The 20,841-nt window shown below is 62.7% G+C and carries 15 protein-coding genes; 12 read left to right on the top strand and 3 right to left on the bottom strand.

The genetic code is table 11. From position 1 onward, the window contains the following. Positions 1 to 33 precede the first annotated feature (33 nt). From xerD to ABIE20_RS08580, 9 genes are all read left to right on the top strand, one after another. On the top strand, positions 34 to 930 hold the full coding sequence (gene xerD / locus ABIE20_RS08540; RefSeq protein WP_429504354.1) for a site-specific tyrosine recombinase XerD: 897 nt from the start codon (positions 34 to 36) through the stop codon (positions 928 to 930). A 105-nt stretch (positions 931 to 1,035) separates the two neighbouring features. Further along, complete coding sequence (locus tag ABIE20_RS08545) at positions 1,036 to 5,358, top strand: RHS repeat-associated core domain-containing protein (RefSeq protein WP_429504356.1); 4,323 nt, start codon at positions 1,036 to 1,038, stop codon at positions 5,356 to 5,358. A 1-nt stretch (position 5,359) separates the two neighbouring features. Continuing rightward, positions 5,360 to 5,662, top strand: a complete 303-nt coding sequence (locus tag ABIE20_RS08550; protein ID WP_258578838.1) for a hypothetical protein — start codon at positions 5,360 to 5,362, stop codon at positions 5,660 to 5,662. 73 nt (positions 5,663 to 5,735) lie between these two features. Then, positions 5,736 to 6,194 (top strand): hypothetical protein, encoded by a 459-nt coding sequence (locus tag ABIE20_RS08555; RefSeq protein WP_429504358.1) that lies wholly within the window; start codon positions 5,736 to 5,738, stop codon positions 6,192 to 6,194. 173 nt (positions 6,195 to 6,367) lie between these two features. Continuing rightward, complete coding sequence (dsbC, locus tag ABIE20_RS08560) at positions 6,368 to 7,096, top strand: bifunctional protein-disulfide isomerase/oxidoreductase DsbC (protein WP_429504360.1); 729 nt, start codon at positions 6,368 to 6,370, stop codon at positions 7,094 to 7,096. A 79-nt stretch (positions 7,097 to 7,175) separates the two neighbouring features. Further along, positions 7,176 to 8,480, top strand: coding sequence for a homoserine dehydrogenase (locus ABIE20_RS08565; protein WP_429504362.1), 1,305 nt, complete (start codon positions 7,176 to 7,178; stop codon positions 8,478 to 8,480). Between the two features lie 105 nt (positions 8,481 to 8,585). Beyond that, positions 8,586 to 9,995, top strand: coding sequence for a threonine synthase (thrC, locus tag ABIE20_RS08570; RefSeq protein WP_045193698.1), 1,410 nt, complete (start codon positions 8,586 to 8,588; stop codon positions 9,993 to 9,995). A gap of 89 nt (positions 9,996 to 10,084) precedes the next feature. Next, entirely contained in the window at positions 10,085 to 13,681 is a 3,597-nt protein-coding gene (locus tag ABIE20_RS08575) for a transporter substrate-binding domain-containing protein (RefSeq protein ID WP_429504364.1), read from the top strand. A gap of 84 nt (positions 13,682 to 13,765) precedes the next feature. Then, positions 13,766 to 14,986, top strand: coding sequence for an EAL domain-containing response regulator (locus ABIE20_RS08580; RefSeq protein ID WP_429504366.1), 1,221 nt, complete (start codon positions 13,766 to 13,768; stop codon positions 14,984 to 14,986). Between the two features lie 7 nt (positions 14,987 to 14,993). On the opposite strand, the gene ABIE20_RS08585 is transcribed toward ABIE20_RS08580, so the two are convergent. Then, positions 14,994 to 15,656 (bottom strand): response regulator, encoded by a 663-nt coding sequence (locus ABIE20_RS08585; protein ID WP_429504368.1) that lies wholly within the window; start codon positions 15,654 to 15,656, stop codon positions 14,994 to 14,996. Between the two features lie 138 nt (positions 15,657 to 15,794). Here ABIE20_RS08585 and ABIE20_RS08590 point away from each other — a divergent pair, with 138 nt between their 5' ends. Further along, complete coding sequence (locus tag ABIE20_RS08590) at positions 15,795 to 16,091, top strand: DUF3509 domain-containing protein (protein ID WP_429504370.1); 297 nt, start codon at positions 15,795 to 15,797, stop codon at positions 16,089 to 16,091. A gap of 160 nt (positions 16,092 to 16,251) precedes the next feature. On the opposite strand, the gene ABIE20_RS08595 is transcribed toward ABIE20_RS08590, so the two are convergent. Further along, the gene (locus ABIE20_RS08595) at positions 16,252 to 17,139 is read right to left on the bottom strand and encodes a TIGR02285 family protein (protein WP_429504372.1); all 888 of its coding nucleotides are present in this window, start codon (positions 17,137 to 17,139) and stop codon (positions 16,252 to 16,254) included. A 44-nt stretch (positions 17,140 to 17,183) separates the two neighbouring features. Beyond that, complete coding sequence (locus tag ABIE20_RS08600) at positions 17,184 to 18,383, bottom strand: CaiB/BaiF CoA transferase family protein (RefSeq protein WP_429504373.1); 1,200 nt, start codon at positions 18,381 to 18,383, stop codon at positions 17,184 to 17,186. A gap of 130 nt (positions 18,384 to 18,513) precedes the next feature. Between ABIE20_RS08600 and ABIE20_RS08605 the strand changes: the two genes are divergently transcribed. Both ABIE20_RS08605 and recJ read left to right on the top strand, forming a co-directional pair. After that, entirely contained in the window at positions 18,514 to 19,056 is a 543-nt protein-coding gene (locus ABIE20_RS08605; protein WP_429504375.1) for a YaeQ family protein, read from the top strand. 57 nt (positions 19,057 to 19,113) lie between these two features. After that, on the top strand, positions 19,114 to 20,823 hold the full coding sequence (recJ, locus tag ABIE20_RS08610; RefSeq protein WP_429504376.1) for a single-stranded-DNA-specific exonuclease RecJ: 1,710 nt from the start codon (positions 19,114 to 19,116) through the stop codon (positions 20,821 to 20,823). Positions 20,824 to 20,841 lie beyond the last annotated feature (18 nt).

Consider the following 20,841-nt stretch of genomic DNA (forward strand, 5'->3'; position numbering starts at 1 on the left):
TTCGTCGTTTTCGTCGCTTGCCGCAGAGTTGTCATGCCCGCTATTGAACATCCGCTTATCGATCAGTTCCTTGATGCCCTGTGGCTGGAAAAGGGCCTGGCCGACAACACCCGCGATTCCTACCGCAGCGACCTGGCGCTGTTCAACGGCTGGCTCACGGAGCAGGGCGTCGAGTTGCCCGATGCCGGGCGCGAACTGATCCTCGATCACCTGGCCTGGCGCCTGGAGCAGGGCTACAAGCCACGCTCGACAGCGCGTTTTCTCTCCGGGGTGCGAGGCTTTTATCGCTACCTGCTGCGGGAAAAACTGATCGGCGTCGACCCGACCCTGCAAGTGGAAATGCCGCAACTGGGGCGGCCATTGCCCAAATCCCTGTCGGAAGCCGACGTCGAAGCCTTGTTGCAGGCGCCTGACCTGAGCGAGCCGATCGGCCAGCGCGACCGCGCCATGCTCGAAGTGCTGTACGCCTGTGGCTTGCGCGTCACCGAACTGGTCAGCCTGACCCTCGATCAGGTCAACTTGCGCCAGGGCGTGCTGCGGGTGATGGGCAAGGGTAGCAAGGAACGCTTGGTGCCGATGGGTGAAGAGGCGGTGGTGTGGATCGAGCGCTACCTGCGTGACGGCCGCAACGAACTGCTCGGCGGGCGCCCCAGCGATGTGCTGTTCCCCAGCCTGCGCGGCGAGCAGATGACCCGCCAGACCTTCTGGCACCGCATCAAGCACCAGGCGCTGGTGGCCGGTATCGACAAGAGCCTGTCGCCGCACACCCTGCGCCATGCCTTCGCCACCCACCTGCTCAACCACGGCGCCGACCTGCGCGTGGTGCAGATGCTGCTCGGCCACAGCGACCTGTCGACCACCCAGATCTACACCCATGTGGCCCGCGCGCGGCTGCAGGAACTACACGCTTTGCATCACCCTCGGGGTTGACGCTCGGGCGCTCTTCCAGCAGATTCCGACACCTCAAACGCTCGATATGGAAATCAAGCATGCCCAGGTTCAAGTGCCCTGCAGCCGTGCCGTTGCCGGTCAGTAATGTCTGACGCCCTGTGGGCCGCCCGCCAGGGCGATGCGCTGATGCACACCTCGATGATGGCTGACATCGTCAGCGGTGTGCTGGAAGTCGCCGCCAACGTCGCCATCGGCGTGCTGGCCACCGCGGCGGTAACCGCGGCGCTGGGGCTTACCGTGGTTACCGGCGGCCTCGGCTGCTTCGTGCTCGGCGCAGTGGTGGGCATTGTGGTTGGCGTGGCCATGAGCAAGACCGGGGCCGACAAGGGCTTAAGCAGTTTATGCGAGGGCATCGGCAACTTCCTGTTCCCGCCCTCGGTGCAGGCCAACATCCTCACCGGCTCGAAGAACACCCACACCAATGGCAAACCGGCCGCCCGCGCTGCAGGTGTCATCGTTGCCGCCGCGGCGCCCGCTGGCAGCGACGCGGCTCAGCCGCCGGCCGAGGAGGAGGAAGAAAGCTTCCTCGACATGGCCAAGGGCTTTTTCTCGCAGATGTGGCGGCCTACGGTCGCCAGCCCGGCGCCGAACACCGAGCCTGCCGACGACGACAAGATCCTCTGCAGCAAGCATCCGCCGATGCCGCCGCAGTACCTGGCCGAAGGCTCGAGCAAGGTCACTATCAACGGCCATCCGGCCTGTCGCAGCGGTGATCGCAGCACCTGCGAGGCGGTGATCGTCGACGCCGGGCTGGTCTCCGATAACGTGCGCATCGGCGGCGGCTCGATCGTGGTCCGCGAGATTCGCAGCGGCAAGACCCCGGGCATCGGCCTGGCGATTACCGCCTTGATGATGCTGCGCGGTCGCGGCGGCAAGTTCTACAGCAAGTTCGGCTGCATGGCGATTGGCGGCATTGCCAGCGCCGTCACCAGCCAGGTGACCGGCGCGATCACCAGCGCTATTGCCGGCTCACCCAACCCGGTGCATGTACCCACCGGGGCGAAGATTCTCAGCGGCGAGGAAGAACTCGATTTCAGCCTGCCGGGGCTGATCCCGTTGGACTGGCAACGCTACTACAACAACCGGGATGAGCGCCGCGACGGCCTGTTCGGTGCTGGCTGGAGCGTCGATTACGAAGTCTTCGTCGCCATCGAAGCGCATCCTGAAGGCGGCGAGCGCCTGCTGTTCACCGACGAACAGGCGCGGGTCGTCGACATGGGCAACATTCCCCGGGGTGATGCGGTATTCAGTGCCGGCGAAGGCCTGAGCGTGCGGCGCGCGCACAATGGCGAGTTGCTGATCGAAGGCGTCGACGGCCTCTATCGCCTGTTCCAGCCAACCCCGGGCGACCCGCAGCGCCTGCGCCTGGCGCAACTGGGTGACCGCAACGACAACCGCATCTACCTGGACTACGACACCAACGGCCGCTTGCTCAGGCTGCGCGATACCTTCGATGTGGTCCAGGTGCAGTTGGTTTACAGCAGCCAATGGCCAGCCCGGGTCAGCCATATCGAGCGATGGTACAGCGACGAGTCGAACGAGCTGCTGGTCAGCTATGCCTACGACGGTAACGGCGACCTGGCGGAAGTGCGCGACGCCAGCGGCCAGCTGCAACGGCGCTTCGCCTACGACCAGGGCCGGCGCATGGTCGAGCACCAGTTGCCCAGCGGCCTGCGCTGCTTCTACGAATGGACTCGTGCTGCAGACGACTGGCGCGTGGCCCGGCACTGGACCGACGACGGCGACGAGTACCGCTTCGACTACGACATCGAGGCGGGTATCACCCGGGTCACCGACGGCCTGCAACGGGTTAGCAGCCGCCACTGGAACACGCAGTACCAGATCACCCGATACACCGACGCCCTCGGCCACACCTGGCATTTCGAGTGGAACGACGAGCGCCAGCTGCTGGCGGCCACCGATCCGCAGGGCGGGCAATGGCAGTACCTGTACGATGAGTCCGGCAACCTCTGCGAAAGCATCGACCCACTGGGCCGCAGCGAGTCAACCCTGTGGCTGGAACACTGGTCGCTGCCCCGGGTACAGACCGACAAGGCCGGCAAGCGCTGGAGCTACCGCTACGATCAACGCGGCAACTGCAGCAGCGAAACCGATCCACTGGGCCGCACCACCCGCTACCGTTATGACGAGCGCGGGCAGGTGGTGGAAATCATCGATGCGGCCGGCACGCACAAGCACTTGCGCTGGAGCGAACAGGGGCTGCTCATTGAACAGGTCGATTGCTCCGGGTATCCGACCCGTTTCAGCTATGACCGGCGCGGCCATCTGCAGGCGGTCACCGACGCCCTGGGCGAGCGCACCGAGTACCAGCACGACGCCAAGGGCCGCCTGCTCGGTTCGCAACTGCCGGACGGGCGCAACCAGCACTATCAGCATGATCGCAACGGCCAGCTCAGCAGCTATACCGACCCCGCCGGGCACACTACCCAGTACCGCTATACCCGGCGCGGCCAGGTACAACAGCGTATCGACCCGCAGGGTCGGCGGGTGCAGTTCAGTTACGACGCCTACGGTCGGCTACTGGCGCTGACCAATGAAAATGGCGAGAGCTACAGGTTCAGCTGGGACCTGGCTGATCGCCTGGCTGAACAGCAGGACCTGGACGGTAGCGCAAGCCGCTATCACTACGACCGGCTGGATAACCTCAGTTGCGTTGAGTACCTCCCCACCCCGCGAGGCGGTGCTGAAGCGATCATCCATCAATTGCACCGGGACGCCGTCGGGCGCTTGATCAAAAAGCACACCGATGATGGCGAAACCCTGTACAGCTACGATCCTCTCGATCAACTGACGGCCATCAGCTTCACCGACAATGCGGGCAACACCGAACAGCTGGCGTTCGCTTACGACGCCCTTGGCCAACTGCTGGAGGAACACAGTGCCAGCGGAGTGCTGCAGCATCACTACGACGAACTCGGCAACCTGATCCAGACTCAGCTGCCCGATGGCCGCTGGCTCAACCGCCTGTATTACGGCAGCGGTCATCTGCACCAGCTCAACCTCGACGGCAAGGTGATCAGCGATTTCGAGCGCGATCGCCTGCACCGCGAAGTGCTGCGCACCCAAGGCCGAATCAGTACCCGCAGCGAGTACGACCGCAGCGGTCGTCTGCGTTCACGGCTGCGCCGCCCCAACCTCCAACCGCCGCAACTGCCGGCTGCGGTGCAGCAACGCTTTGACTTCGATCCGGCAGACAACCTGATCAGCCGCTACAACCAGCAGCCCGGCGGCCAGCACCAGCAACTGCTGCACTACGATGCCAGCGGGCGGATCATGGCCAGCCAGGACGCCGGCCAGGGCCAAAGCGAAGCCTTCGCCTACGACGCCGCCGCCAACCTGCTCGATGGGCCGCAAGCCGGCATCGGCCTGGTGCGCCATAACCGCTTGCTCACCTACCAGGACAAACGCTATCGCTATGACGGCTTCGGCCGCCTGATCGAGAAACGCAGCAGCCGGCGTGGCATCCAGCACTTCAGCTACGACGCCGAGCACCGCCTGATCCAGGTGCGCAGCCAGCACGGCGGTCGCGAGCGAGTGCTGAACATGCGCTACGACCCGCTCGGGCGGCGTGTCGAAAAGAGCGAACACGACGATCAGGGCAATCTGCTCGACCAGACCCGCTTTGCCTGGGATGGCCTGCGCTTGCTGCAGGAGCATCGATACAGCCAGACCAGCCTGTACCTGTATGTCGAAGACAGCCACGAACCCTTGGCGCGGGTTGACGGTACGGGGCTGCACCAGCAGGTGCGCTACTACCATAACGATCTCAATGGCCTGCCCGAACAGCTGACGGATGACAGTGGCGAAGCAGTCTGGCAGGCGCGCTATCAGGTCTGGGGCAATACCCTGCAGGAAGTGCGTGAGGCGCATTTCATCGAAGAGCAGAACCTCAGGTTCCAGGGCCAGTACCTGGACCGTGAGACGGGCCTGCACTACAACACGTTTCGGTTTTATGACCCGGATATCGGGCGGTTCACCCAACCCGACCCGATTGGCTTGTTGGGAGGCTCCAATCTCTATCAATACGCTCAGAATCCAGTACGGTGGATCGACCCGCTAGGATTGGAAACGACCCTGTACAGGTCCATGAGCCTTGATGAATATTCCAGCCTAATGAAAACCGGAACATGGTCATCTCACGGAACCATGGAAGGAAAGTGGTTCGCTGAGTCCTATAAAGACGCTGTGACGTGGGGGAAAACGATGGGGCATGGCGGTGATTTCCGGATTGTTCAGGTAAAAGTACCTGACAAAATTGCTAACGCGGCATTCTCTAGTGCAAACCTAGATGCAATTGGTAAAGCTAGGTACATAGAGATCAGTGATCTCAATAAAGCTAAAGTCAAACCGAAATGGACTCGCCGGATAGCTTGTGGAGGAAAATAAAATGAAAAAAATTGTTGATGTCAGAGTGCGTTGGGTCGATGAGCAATTAGGCGGGAAAGCCGTGCTGCCTCACAAAACACCTTTCTATGTTACGACCGACCTGCTTCGAAATGAATCAGGGATAGAGACGAACTGGAGTCTGGTGTTGGAAATAGAAAGCAATACAGAAGATGTCGGTAGCAGAACCGGTCTTGGTAAAGCCTATTTTCTGGTGGAGAACGCGCCATCCTCTTTACTAAGAAAAGGGTGTTCTTTGAAAGTGTATGAAGGCAGACGGTACGTTGCAGTGGTTGAGGTGGTTTAGCTGTTTCATCTGTAACGGCTGGTGAATATCCGCTCTAGATGCTTGCAGTCGGTGATTACATTCAAGGGTGAGCATGAAAAATAGAATCATCGTTGAAACCTACATTAAAATCGCCGACGGTTTCGTTGACTTTTTTGAGTTTCAAGGAGAGGTGCGCTACCTGGATCAAATTGAAGGGGCTTTGGTTCTATCTATCAATGGTAAACGTCTAATTGATCAAAGCATGTTTGATTACGTCGACGACCTGTGGAGCTATTTGTCAGAAGGACTGCTGAAGGTCAGCGAGGGTCAATCGTTCAGCTGCTTTTTTCCGGACCAGCCAATCGAAGTCAAACTGACCCATGCCAATGGTCGTCTGCAGGTGAGCGTCAATTGCCACCGCGAGGTGTCTGTCGCCGCCGATAAAGATGAATTTGTCAGGGTCATGAGCGAGCAGGCGCGCAAATTCTTCATCCACTTACAGAACATACAACCCGGCGCCCAACGTACGTGCAGCTATGCCTTGGGCCATCTGGACAAGATTTGTCGGTAAATGTCGATCACCGACACCTGGCGCTATCTGCCTTGCGCTCCCGATCGAGCACGCCTCCGACCGTCGCCGCTTCTGTGGTAGGCTTGACCGGTTTGCACCGAGGGCCGCAATGACACCCCGTTTTCAGTACGGGCGTGTTGCATCCAGCCCCCTGTCCGCCTTCAGGAGATCCCATGCGCGTGACCCAGATTTTCGCCGCCGCCGCCCTGGCGCTGGTCAGTACTTTTGCCGCTGCCACCGACAACGCCGAGCAGGCGATCCGCAAGACCCTGCAGTCCCTGGAACTGGGCGTGCCGGTCGACAGCGTTGCCAGCAGCCCGCTCAACGGCCTGTATGAAGTCAAGCTCGAAGGCGGCCGTGTGCTGTACGCCAGCGCCGACGGCCAGTTCGTCATGCAGGGCTACCTGTTCCAGATCCAGGACGGCAAGCCGGTCAACCTGACCGAGAAGACCGAGCGGCAGGCCATCGCCAAGACCATCAATGCCATTCCAGCGGGGGAGATGGTGGTTTATCCTGCCAAGGGCGAGACCAAGTCGCACATCACCGTGTTTACCGACACCACCTGCCCGTACTGCCACAAGCTGCACGCCGAAGTGCCTGAGCTCAACCGTCGCGGTATCGAAGTGCGCTACGTCGCCTTCCCGCGTCAGGGCCTGGGTTCGCCGGGTGACGAGCAGTTGCAGGCGGTCTGGTGTTCGAGCGACCGCAAGGCGGCGCTGGACAAGATGATCGACGGCAAGGAAATCAAGGCCGCCAAGTGCGCCAACCCGGTCGGCAAGCAGTTCGCCCTGGGCCAGTCGATCGGCGTCAACGGCACGCCGGCCATCGTCCTGGAAAACGGCCAGGTGATTCCGGGCTACCAGCCGGCGCCGCAAGTGGCCAAACTGGCCCTGGCCAAGTAATTCAATCGCAAGCCGTCACCCTGGGGTGACGGCAGTTTCACGATCGGCTGCCAGCCGGTCGTTTCATGGGGAGTTCACAGTGAAACCGGTCAAAGTAGGCATCTGTGGGTTGGGGACCGTCGGTGGCGGTACCTTCAATGTACTTCAGCGTAACGCCGAGGAGATCGCCCGCCGTGCCGGGCGTGGTATTGAAGTGGCACAGATTGCCATGCGTTCGCCAAACCCGAATTGCCAGATTACCGGTACCCCCATTACCGCTGATGTGTTCGAGGTCGCAACGAACCCGGAAATCGACATTGTCATCGAGCTGATCGGCGGCTACACCATTGCCCGCGAGCTGGTGCTCAAGGCCATCGACAATGGCAAGCACGTGGTCACTGCCAACAAGGCGCTGATTGCCGTGCACGGCAACGAGATCTTCGCCAAGGCCCGCGAGAAGGGCGTTATCGTCGCCTTCGAAGCGGCCGTGGCCGGTGGCATCCCGGTGATCAAGGCGATCCGCGAAGGCCTGTCGGCCAACCGTATCAACTGGGTGGCCGGGATCATCAACGGCACCGGCAACTTCATCCTCACCGAAATGCGTGAAAAAGGCCGTGCGTTCCCTGACGTGCTGGCCGAAGCCCAGGCCCTGGGTTACGCCGAAGCCGACCCGACCTTCGACGTCGAAGGCATCGATGCTGCGCACAAGCTGACCATCCTGGCGTCCATCGCCTTTGGTATCCCGCTGCAGTTCGACAAGGCCTACACCGAAGGCATCACTCAGCTGACCACCGCTGACGTCAACTACGCCGAAGCGCTGGGTTATCGCATCAAGCACCTGGGTGTGGCCCGCAGCACTGCCAACGGTATCGAACTGCGTGTGCACCCGACGCTGATCCCGGCCGACCGCCTGATCGCCAACGTCAACGGCGTGATGAATGCCGTGATGGTCAACGGTGATGCTGCCGGTTCGACCCTGTTCTACGGTGCTGGCGCCGGCATGGAACCGACCGCTTCGTCGGTGATCGCCGACCTGGTCGACGTGGTTCGCGCCATGACGTCCGACCCGGAGAACCGCGTACCGCACCTGGCCTTCCAGCCTGACTCGCTGTCGGCCCACCCGATCCTGCCGATCGAAGCCTGCGAAAGCGCCTATTACCTGCGCATCCAGGCCAAGGATCATCCGGGCGTGCTGGCCCAGGTGGCGAGCATCCTTTCCGAGCGCGGCATCAACATCGAATCGATCATGCAGAAGGAAGTCGAGGAACAGGACGGCCTGGTGCCCATGATCCTGCTCACTCACCGAGTGGTCGAGCAACGCATGAACGACGCCATTACCGCCCTGGAAGCCTTGCAGGATGTGGTCGGAAACGTCGTGCGTATCCGCGTCGAACAACTCAACTGACAACTGCGGCAAGCGGCAAGCTACAAGCTGCAAGATCACAGCGGGACTGCGGTGACTTGCAGCTTGAGGCTTGAAGCTTGAAGCTCAAACCGAAGGTTTGCAAAAATGCGCTACATCAGTACCCGCGGCCAGGCACCGGCCCTGAACTTTGAAGACGTGCTGCTGGCCGGTCTTGCCAGCGACGGCGGCCTGTACGTGCCGGAAAACCTGCCACGTTTCACTCAGGAAGAAATCGCTTCCTGGGCCGGCCTGCCGTACCACGAACTGGCTTTCCGGGTGATGCGCCCGTTCGTTACCGGCAGCATCGCCGATGCCGATTTCAAGAAGATTCTCGAAGAAACCTACGGCGAGTTCGCCCACGCCGCAGTCGCACCGCTGCGTCAGCTGAACAGCAACGAATGGGTGCTGGAGCTGTTCCACGGCCCGACCCTGGCGTTCAAGGATTTCGCCCTGCAACTGCTCGGCCGCCTGCTTGACCATGTGCTGGCCAAGCGAGGCGAGCGCGTGGTGATCATCGGCGCTACCAGCGGTGACACCGGCTCCGCGGCCATCGAAGGCTGCCGCCGTTGCGACAATGTCGATATCTTCATCCTTCATCCGCACCAGCGCGTGTCGGAGGTTCAGCGCCGGCAGATGACCACCATCTTCGGCGAGAACATCCACAACATCGCCATCGAAGGCAACTTCGACGACTGCCAGGAAATGGTCAAGGCCAGCTTCGCTGACCAGGGCTTCCTCAAGGGCACTCGCCTGGTGGCGGTGAACTCGATCAACTGGGCGCGGATCATGGCCCAGATCGTCTACTACTTCCACGCAGCCCTGCAGTTGGGCGGCCCGGCGCGCTCGGTGGCGTTCTCGGTACCAACCGGCAACTTCGGCGACATCTTCGCCGGCTACCTGGCGCGCAACATGGGCCTGCCGATCAGCCAGCTGATCGTCGCCACCAACCGCAACGACATCCTGCACCGCTTCATGAGCGGCAACCAGTACGTCAAGGAAACCCTGCACGCGACCCTGTCACCGTCCATGGACATCATGGTCTCGTCAAACTTCGAACGCCTGCTGTTCGACCTGCACGGTCGCAATGGTGCGGCCATCGCCGGCCTGATGGACAACTTCAAGCAGGGTGGCGGCTTCAGCGTCGAACAGGATCGCTGGACCGAAGCGCGCAAGCTGTTCGATTCGCTGGCGGTCGATGATGCACAAACCTGCGAAACCATCGCCGACGTCTTCGCCCAGACCGGCGAGGTGCTCGACCCGCACACCGCGATCGGCGTCAAGGCCGCCCGCGAGTGCCGCCGCAGCCTGGACACACCAATGGTGGTGCTGGGCACTGCGCATCCGGTGAAGTTCCCCGAAGCGGTGGAGAAGGCCGGTGTCGGCAAGGCTCTGGAGCTGCCGGCGCACCTGACTGACCTGTTCGCCCGCGAAGAGAAGTGCACAGTACTGGCCAATGACCTGAAAGCCGTTCAGGCCTTCGTCAGCCAGCACGGTAATCGCGGCAAACCGCTCTGATCGACTGATTGGCACAATAAAGCCCGTCTCTGACGGGCTTTTTTATTTCTACACTGGCATTGGTTTGCAGCAACGGATCAAGGGTATCAATGAGCACAGGACATCGTCGCACAACAGGGCTGTTGCTAGCCTGCCTGTTCTGGCTGGGCATCGTGCCGTGGGCCCTGGCCGCCCAGAGCCTGTCGTTTACCCTGGCGCCACCGTTCACCGAGCTTGGGCCAATGCCGTTGACCCCGGCCCAGCAAAAGTGGCTGGGCCCGGCGCGGGTACTGCGGGTCGGCATTTCGTTTGCCGATTACGAGCCGGTGGACATCACCATCGATCGCAATCGCTACCAGGGTATCAGCGCCGACTACCTGAGCCTTGTGTCTGAACGCCTGGGGGTGAAGACCCAGGTGCTGGCCTTTGCCAAACGCGAGCAGGCCATCGATGCCCTGCACCAGGGCGAGATCGATGTACTGACCAGTGCCAATGGCTTTGAGCGCAGCGTGCCGGGCCTGGCGTTCTCCGACGATTACATTCCGGACCGCTCGATGGTCGTGGTGCGTGGCGGCGCGCCGGTTCCGCCTGCTTCCCTGGCGGGGATGAAGGTGGTCCTGCTCGACGGCTACGCCGACACCCGGGTCATGCACCGGGTCTATCCCGACAGCCAGGTGCTGCTGGCGCCGAACCTGAGCAGTGCACTGGAAGCGCTCAACCAGGGCGAAGTGGATGCGTTTGTTGGCAACGAGATCATCATCCGTGCCTTCAATGCCCTGCGTCCGTATCTAGGGCTGCAGGTGGTCGGCCCCAGCGCCTTGCCACCGATCGGCTTCGCTTTTGCCGTGCGCGCCGAGGACCGACTGCTGCAGCAGATGTTCAACGACGCGCTGGCCAGCATTGATGAGTCGGTGCGCCGCGAGATTCTAGGGCGCTGGACCTCCGGGCTGGGCTCGGACGTTGCCCATCACCGGGTCGAGCTGAGCGTGGCGGAGCGCCAATGGATCGCCCGTCATCCGAGCGTGACGGTGGTCGGCAGCCAGTACCCGCCTTACCTGTTCCGCACCCGCCAGGGCGCCTGGGTTGGCCTTAGCAGTGATGTCCTGGCGACCATCGCGCAGATGACCGGGCTGCGGTTTGTCTACGCGCCATCGGCGTCGATTGCCCAGAGCCTGGAGATGCTCAGGAGCGGCCAGGCCGACATGAGCACTACCTTGAGCGAGACCCCGGAGCGTCGTGAATTTCTCGACTTTACCCACTCCTTTGGCGGGCAGAGCTGGGTGTTCATCGTGCGCCAGGCGCAATTGGGCCTGGCGTCCCTGGATGAACTGGCCGGGCAGACCCTGGCACTGCCGGCGCAGCACGCGCTCGAAGGCACTATCCGCCAGGACCACCCCGGTATTCGCCTGCTCTTGGTCGACTCGCTGGAGCAAGCCCGGGAAAAGGTCCGCAACGGCGAAGCCCTGGCGACCATCGACAGTGAAATCGGCGCCTACAGCGTGATTGGCAATGACCCGGTGCTCAAGGTCGGGCGCGGAGTCGAGGGCAAGTGGGCGCCGGACAGGTTCTCGGTGCGGCGCAGTGCTCCGGAGCTGGAGAGCATTTTGAACAAGGCCCTGGAAGCCTTCCCGGTCGCCGAGCTGCGCACTGTGCGCATGAAGTGGCTGGGTGCGTTGGCGCCGCCGGCGCCGGCCTGGCAGCGGATTGCACCGTGGATCTACTGGACCGTGGCGGCAGCGGTGCTGTTCGGGCTGGTGTCGCTGGTCTGGAGCAGCCGCCTGCGGGCGCAGATCAACCAGCGGCAAAAGGCCGAAGAAGCCCTCAACGACCAGCTGGCGTTCAAGCGTGCCTTGCTCGACGGCATTCCCAACCCAATCTACGTGCGCGACCTGCAAGGGCGGCTGATCACCTGCAACAAGAGCTATGAACAGGTGTTTTCGCTGCAACTGGATGACGTCAAGGGCCAGCGCCTGACCGACATCGAGGTAATCCCGCCTGAGCTTGCCGCGCAGATGCATGCCGATTACCTCGACCTGCTGCGCGACCCCAAGCCGGTTTTCGTCGACAGGCATATCGAATTCCAGGGCCAGCGCGTCGATGCCTACCAATGGACCGTGCCGTTCTACCGTGCCGATGGCCAGTTGCAGGGCTTGCTGGGTGGCTGGATCGACATCACCGAGCGCAAGCAGCTGGAAGCGGCGTTGGTCGAGGCCAGGCAGCAGGCCGAGCAGGCCAACCAGGCCAAAAGTGCGTTTCTGGCAACCATGAGCCACGAGATTCGTACACCCATGGCAGTGATCATCGGCCTGCTCGAACTTGAGCGGGAAACCACCCTGGGTCGGGGTGAGCAGCCGTCCCAGCGGCTGGAAACCGCCCATCAGTCGGCCCGCGAGCTGATTGCCCTGATCGGTGACAGCCTGGACCTTGCCCGTATCGAGGCTGGCAGCCTGCACCTTGAACCTCAGGCCCGGGCGCTGGCGCCGTTCCTCAAGGCTATCGTCGATCAGTTCCAGGCCCAGGCCCTGGCTCAGGGCCTGGACTTGCGCCTGCAACTGGCCAGCGATGCTCACGGGGTGTACTGGTTCGACCCGGTGCGTTTGCGTCAGGTGCTGACCAACCTGCTGGGCAATGCCCTGAAATTCACCCACCTGGGGGTGGTGGAGTTGCAGGTCAGCCGCAGTGGGCGTGACAGCGTGCACGGCGTCGGCTTGCGGCTGTGTGTGCGCGACACCGGTATTGGAATCAGCGCGCAACAGCAGAGCGAGTTGTTCCAGCCCTTCGCCCAGGCCGGTGCGGGCGCCGAATATGGCGGTTCGGGCCTGGGCCTGAGTATTTGCCGGCAGTTGCTCGAATTGATGGGCGGCAGCATTGCCTTGCGCAGCGTGCTCGGCAAAGGCACCGAGGTCAGTGTCGAACTGACCCTCGAAGCTGTGACCAGCGAAACTGCACCACCCGTGGAGGCGCCACGGCTGTACGCCGGGCCTGCGCGGCGGATCCTGGTGGTCGATGACCTGTCTGCCAGCCGCCTGGTGCTCAGCCAGCAACTGGAGTTTCTCGGCCACCAGGTGCTGGCCGTGGAAAACGGCCAAAGTGCGTTGCAGGCCTTGCAGGAGAGTGAGTTCGACCTGGTGCTCAGCGACTGCAACATGCCGGTGATGAACGGCTACGCCCTGGCCCGTGGCATCCGCCGCCTGGAGCGCAGCAGCCAGCGGCCCGCCGTGGCCATCGTCGGCTGCACCGCCAACGCCATGAAGGAAGAGCGCGCCCGCTGCCTTGAGGCCGGTATGGATGAATGCCTGGTAAAGCCGGTCGCGCTGACCCAGCTTGTCGCTGTGATCGAAAGCCTGGTTGCGCCGCTCAGCTTCAGGATGCAGACCCTGCAGAAAATGACCCAGGCCAATAGCGCCGTGCTGCAACGCATGCTGGAAGAGCTGCTGAAAAACCTGCGCGAAGAATCCGCCTTGCTGGCCTCTGCCGTCCAGGCGCAGGGATGGGAACGTATTGGCGTGGCCTTGCATCGTCTCAAGGGCGTCGCCTGCCTGATTGATGCGTTGCCGCTGGCGCAGGCCTGTGCGCAACTGGAGGCCGCCAGCCAAGGGCGTGACACGGCATTGGCGAAGTTGGCATGGACAACGCTTGAAGCCGCGATAGAGCAGTTGCAGCAGGACATTCAACAAGAGCTGTGGAAAATGTCGTCTGAACTTTAGGACATGTCCTATGGGCGTCCTAGGCCAATTTTCCTAGAGTGGCAGGGTGCTGTCGTACAGATCGGCTACTGCGGGGAAATTTTCATGCGCTCACTGAAGGTTCTGATTCTTGAGGATCATCCTTTCCAACTGATGGCCTTGCATCAGATGCTCAACGCCAATGGCGTCTTCGATGTGCTGACGGCGGAGTCGGTCGACGGCGCACGGCAGACCCTGTCCCGGCGCGGGCGGGTCGACATCGCCATCTGCGACTTGCACATGGACGGTCAGGACGGCCTGGAGCTGATCCGTCACCTGGCCGACAGTGGCCTGGCGGCGGCGCTGATTATCCTCAGCAGTGCCGAGCGCGGGGTGCTCGACAGCGTTGCCGACCTGGCCCGGCAATTGGGCTTGCGGGTCCTTGGCAGTCTGCAGAAGCCGGCTTGCAGCGTTTCCCTGCACAAGCTGATGCGCCGCTACCTGGACGAACCCGGCGATTCGCCCCAGGCGCTCGCCGTGCCAGCGCATGCCGAGCTGTTGGCCATGTCGCCGGCCGAAGTGGCGCAGAGCAAGGCGCAGTGGGTCGTCCACTATCAACCCAAGGTCGGGTTCGACGGCGCCGTCGCCGGGGTCGAGGCGCTGGTGCGCTGGCAGCATCCGAGCCTTGGCCTGCTCAGCCCCGGCCAGTTCTTCCCCTTGATCGAAGGCGCCGGGTTGCTTGAGACCCTCAGTTGGCATGTACTTGACCAGGCTTTGGCCTTCAGTGCCCAGGCCCGGTTGGACAGCGGCCAGCCACTGCCCGTGGCGGTCAATATTGCCCCGCAGATGCTCACCCGCGACGATTTCGCCGCACAGGTCGTCGCGGCCCTCAAGCGTCATGATGTACCGGCCAGTGCCCTGACCCTGGAGGTCATCGAAACCCATGGCTGCCAGCTCGACAGCAACCAGCTTGAAGGGCTGCTGCACTTGCGTATCCAGGGTTGCCAGCTGTCGATCGATGACTTCGGCATGGGTGTGTCCAACCTGCAGCGCCTGCTGGAACTGCCGTTCAGTGAACTGAAGCTGCCCAGCGAGTTTGTCCGTGGCATGGCCGACGATGGCCGCAAGGCCGCGGTGGTGGCGGGGGTGCTGATCATGGCCCGGCGCATGGACCTTAAGGTGGTGGTCGAGGGCGTCGAGACCGTGGATGACCTGATGGCGATCAAGGCCCTGGGCAGCCCGATCATGCAGGGCTATTTCATTGCCCGGCCGATGGCCGGGCAAGACCTGCGCCAGTGGATGCTGGAACGCGAACCGGGCGAGGCCAGGCATCGGCGCAGGGCGTGAGCCTCCTTCAGCCCAAGCCGTGTTCCTGCAAGTAAAGGTACAACGCAGCGTCATTGGCCAGGCCCAGCTTGCGCATGGCACTGACCTTCTGGCTGCTCACCGTCTGCTTGCTGCGGTTGAGCAGGGCGGCAATCTGGCCGACCGTATGGCCGGCGGCGAGCAGGCGAGCGACTTCCAGTTCCCGCGGCGACAACGCCGTCTGCTCACGGGCAAGGTCTTCACGCACGGCACCGTCCTGCAACAACAACTGCTGCACCGAGTCGGCCAGGTAAATCTTGCCGCTGCGCAGGCGCGCGATGGCCTGGGGCAATTCGTCGGCCAGGCTGGCCTTGCTCAGCAGGCCATTGACGCCCAGGCCCAGCATCGCCCGGAACAGCCCGGCGTTGTTGAGCATGGTCACCACCAGCAGCGGCAGTTGTGGATGGTGCCGGCGCAGTTGTTCAAGCAGCTTCAGGCCGTCGTTCTGCTGCTCCAGCGGCATCATGAAATCGGTGATCAGCACGTCGCATTCCTGACGTTGCAGCAGGGTCGTGAGCTCCAGCGGGCCGCCGGCTTCGCCCACCACGCGAATGCCCGCAAGCTGCTCGAGCACGGCCCGCAAGCCGATGCGAAAGATCGGGTGGTCATCGGCCAGGATGATGCGCAGTTCACTGGGGGCAGGGGCTGTCACAGGCAGGCTCCGCTCAACGTGCTGGATTTCAATCTGTCATTTTTGCCGGGCATGCTGGGTAAAGGAAATCGCACTGAGAGAACTTTTCCGGCTGCCTCAGGGTCAGTGAAAGACCCCTTCTCGACAGGTAGGTGAACAATGAATGAGATGGAGTGTATCAGATTGTTGCTTGGTGAAGCATTGGCACCGTACCGGGTCAGGCTTGTGCGCCTGAGCACCGGCTGTGATTTCGACCTGCGCCTGACCGATGAAACCAACCGCAGCGTGCTGCAGCGCACGGTCAAGCCCAGCCAGTTGCAGGACCAGCGCTTGCTGGTCGATCTGGTCGATGGCTTGCAGCGTGACCTGTTGATCGTCGAAGGGCGCCTGCAGCCTTGCGTTATCGCGGCGCAGCGCCACCTGCAACAAGCGCGTTCGATCAGCGCCGGGGTGTGACGGAACCTTTGCCGGACAGAGCAATCAGACCTAACAAGGACAGCTGATCGGGATTTTGCTCCGATGTCGTGAAGCTGTCGTGCGAAGCCCCCAAGGGCTTTTGTTTAGCCCCGCGCGGCCTCCCCACCGTTCGGGGTTTCTTTTTGCCTGCGATTCAGGCTCAGGGATGCTCGCCAAACAGACGCAGGCTGTCGTGCCGGTACTGCTCGCGCATTTGCGGCGCCAGCCACTGCGCGTACAGGTCGGGCAAGGTGTCGTTGCGCAGCCCCAGCAACAGCTTGTTGATATGGCTGATGGCTTCGCGCCCCAGGGGCGTGTCGGAGCAGCCGACCCGCAGCAACTGGTACTGCTCGACGCCCTGGACCGGGTAGAAGGCGTAGTCATCGGGGGACCAGCCTTGTTGTTGCAACAGGTAGCGCACCTCCGGCCAGTAGCCGAGCACCAGTTGCAGACGGTCATGTTGCTGCATCTGCAGCAGGCTGGTAACGGCATCATTGCCGTAGTGCCGACTCAGGGTGGTGTCGGGCAGGGTCTTGAGCAATTCATCAACGGCCGGGCTATAGCTGCGCTGGGCGACGACCCCGAGCTTGAGCGGGGTATGGCCGAGCAGTGCCTGCAGGTCGACCTTGTCATTGTGCAAGTAGGATTCGAGCAGGTGCTGGTCTTTGCGCCGGATCACCAGGCCGCTGCTGAGCACACCCAGGCTGGGTATCGAGAAATGCACATAGCGCGCACGTTCCGGGGTCCACAACAGGGTAGGGTCGCAGGTGAAACTGGACTCCTGGAGCATCTGGATGCCCCGCGCCCGGTTGACCCGGATAACGCTGTGATCGTACTCGGGCATCTGTTCGATCAGCAGCGGCAGCAACTGGTCGATCACCCCCTGGCCCTTGCCGGTGCCTTCAAAAATGGTCAGCGGCGGCAGGTCGCGCAACAACCAGAACAGACGCTCCTTGGCCCAGGCCGACGCGGGCAGGCCCAGGCAAAGCAACAGACCTAGCAACAGCGGCAATCCACGACGCATGCTCGCTTGCCAGTGATGGGTCATGTCCAGGTCTCCACCGTTGCCACGCAACTTGAGTAGTGCCTCGTTCAGACTGCGCCTTGTGTGCGTAGCCGGGCGATCGCTGCCGTGTCATAACCCAGCCCGGCCAGTACCTGCTCGGTATGGGCTCCAAGCTCCGGCCCGACCCACTCGCTGGAGCCCGGGGTGTCCGAGAGCTTGGGGACGATTCCCGGCATCTTGAATGGCTTGCCGTCGGGCAGTTTGGCCTGCAGGAACATCTCGCGGGCGAGAAACTGCGGGTCGCTGAACATGTCCTCGGCGCTGTAGATGCGGCTGGCCGGCACCTGGGCGTCGTTGAGCACTTGCATCAGCGTATCCAGGGGCAGGGTCCGCGCCCAGCGGTCGATCACCCCGTACAGTTCATCGCGGCGCAGGTCGCGGCCGTCATTGCCGGCAAGCGCCGGATCGTCAGCCAGGTCGTTGCGGCCGATGGCCTGCATGAAGCGCTTGAAGATCGCATCGCCATTGGCGCCGATCTGCACATGCTTGCCGTCGGCGCTGGTGTGGATCGAGGAGGGGGTGATGCCAGGCATGATGTTGCCGGTGCGCTCGCGGATAAAACCGAACACGTCGAACTCCGGCACCATGCTCTCCATCATGGCGAAGATCGCTTCGTACAGGGCCACGTCCACCACCTGGCCCTGGCCGCCGTTGACTTCGCGATGACGCAGGGCCATCAAGGCACCGATCACGCCCCACAAGGCCGCGATCGAGTCACCGATGGAGATGCCGGTACGCACTGGCGGGCGGTCCTCGAACCCGGTGATGTAGCGCAGCCCGCCCATGGATTCGCCGACGGCGCCGAAGCCGGGCTGGTCTTTCATTGGCCCGGTCTGGCCGAAGCCGGACAGGCGCACCATCACCAGCTTGGGGTTGAGGGCGTGCAGCACATCCCAACCCAGGCCGAGTTTTTCCAGCACGCCGGGGCGGAAGTTCTCGATCAGGATGTCGGCTTCGGCCAGCAGCTTCTTGAGAATCTCCAACCCTTCGGCATGCTTGAGGTTGAGCGTGAGCGACTGCTTGTTGCGGGCCTGGACGAACCACCACAGCGAGGTGCCTTCATACAGCTTGCGCCACTTGCGCAGCGGGTCGCCGCCATCGGGCGACTCGACCTTGATCACCTCGGCGCCGAATTCTGCGCAGATGCGCGAAGCGAACGGGCCGGCGATCAGGGTGCCGAGTTCGATGACTTTGAGGCCGGCGAGGGGTTTGCTGGGCGTAGGCATGAGGCGTCCGTGGCAGCGGGTCAGGGCCCCCGTTTTTATCATAGCTGGGCGCGCCCAGATACTGCCGCGGCGCAAGGAACATGCGGATCGGTTAGACTGGGCGACTTTCCTTGCCGCAAGAAGCCCGTCCATGGCCCAGCCTTCCACCACCTACAAGTTTGAACTGAACCTTACCGACCTTGACCGCGGCGTGTACGAAAGCGTCAAGCAGACCATTGCCCGTCACCCGTCGGAAACCGAAGAGCGCATGGCCGTGCGTCTGCTGGCCTACGCCTTGTGGTACAACGAGCAACTGTCTTTTGGTCGCGGCCTGTCGGACGTGGACGAAGCGGCGGTGTGGGAAAAGAGCCTGGACGATCGCATCCTGCACTGGATTGAAGTCGGCCAGCCCGATGCCGATCGTCTGACCTGGTGTTCGCGCCGCACCGAGCGCACCAGCCTGCTGGCCTATGGCAGCCTGCGTGTGTGGGAAACCAAGGTGCTGCCGGCGGTCAAGAACCTGAAAAACCTCAACATCGCCGCCGTGCCACAGGAAGTTTTGGAAACCCTGGCCACGGACATGCCGCGGGCGATCAAGTGGGACGTGATGATCAGCGAAGGCACGGTGTTCGTCACCGACGATCGCGGCCAGCACGAAGTCCAGCTGCAATGGCTGATGGGCGAGCGCGGCTGATGCCGCGATTGCCTCGCCATCACATTTTCCTGATTCACGAGAAGCCTTAATCGCCCCATGCGTATCGATCCCCGCCCGTTGCCGTCCACGCTGCCATTTCTTGGCGACCTGCCACCGTTGCTGACCCGTCTGTATGCCGCCCGTGGCGTGCAATCGGCAGCCGAGCTGGATAAAAGCCTGGCGCGCCTGCTGCCTTACCAGCAGCTCAAGGGCATCGAGGCGGCGGTCGACTTGTTGGTGACGGCACTGGCAGAACGCCAGCGCATCCTCATCGTCGGCGACTTCGATGCCGACGGCGCCACGGCCAGCACTGTCGGCGTACTCGGGCTGCGCCTGCTCGGCGCAGCGCATGTCGATTACCTGGTGCCCAATCGCTTCGAGTACGGCTACGGCCTGACCCCGGAGATCGTCGAAGTGGCCTTGCAGCGCCAGCCGCAATTGCTGATCACCGTCGACAATGGCATCTCCAGCGTCGAAGGCGTGGCCGCCGCCAAAGCTGCGGGCTTGAAGGTACTGGTGACCGATCACCACCTGCCTGGCCATGAGCTGCCGGCGGCCGACGCCATCGTCAACCCCAACCAGCCGGGCTGCGAGTTCCCCAGCAAGGCGCTGGCCGGGGTCGGGGTGATCTTTTATGTGCTGATGGCCCTGCGCGCGCGGTTGCGCAGCCTCGGTCACTACGACAACGCGGCGCAACCGAACATCGGCGAGCTGCTCGACCTGGTGGCCCTGGGCAGCGTGGCCGACGTGGTGCCACTGGATGCCAACAACCGCATCCTGGTTCATCAGGGCCTGGAGCGCATCCGCGCCGGGCGTGCGCGGCCGGGGCTCAAGGCGATCCTTGAAGTGGCCCGCCGCGATCATGCCCGTATCACTTCCACTGACCTTGGTTTTATCCTCGGCCCACGGCTCAATGCCGCCGGGCGCCTGGACGATATGAGCCTGGGCATCGAGTGCCTGCTCAGCGACGATGCCAACCTGGCCCGGGAGATGGCTGGCCAGCTCGACGAACTGAACCAGGACCGCAAGTCCATCGAGCAGGGCATGCAGCGCGAAGCCTTGGCCCAGCTCAAGGACCTGCCGCTGGAGTCGATGCCGTTCGGCCTGTGCCTGTTCGAGCCGGACTGGCACCAGGGCGTGATCGGCATTCTCGCGTCGCGCCTGAAAGAGCGTTATCACCGCCCGACCATTGCCTTTGCCGATGCCGGCGAGGGCATGCTCAAGGGCTCGGCGCGCTCGGTGCCGGGCTTTCATATTCGCGATGCGCTGGATGCCGTGGCGGCGCGTCACCCGCAGTTGATCAGCAAGTTCGGTGGCCACGCCATGGCCGCCGGCCTGTCGCTGCCGGCCGAGAACTTCCCGGCCTTTGCCCAGGCCTTCGACGAAGAAACCCGCCGCCAGCTGCGTGAAGAAGACCTTACCGGCCGCTTGTTGTCGGACGGCACCCTGGCGGTCGAGGAATTTCACCTGGAGCTGGCCCGCGCCTTGCGCCACGCCGGGCCCTGGGGCCAGCACTTCCCTGAACCGCTGTTCCACGGGGTATTCCAACTGGTCGAACAGCGGGTCGTCGGTGAGCGTCACTTGAAAGTGGTGCTCAAGAGTGAATGCGGTTCGCTCAAACTCGATGGCATTGCCTTTGGCGTCGATCGCGAAGTCTGGCCCAATCCGACCGTGCGCTGGGTCGAGCTGGCCTACAAGCTTGACGTCAACGAGTTCCGCGGCCAGGAAAGCGTGCAACTGATGATCGCGCATATCGAGCCACGCTGATCTCACGGGGCAAAGTGG

The sequence above is a fragment of the Pseudomonas sp. 2835 genome, from assembly GCF_050435905.1.
Classification (GTDB): Bacteria; Pseudomonadota; Gammaproteobacteria; order Pseudomonadales; family Pseudomonadaceae; genus Aquipseudomonas.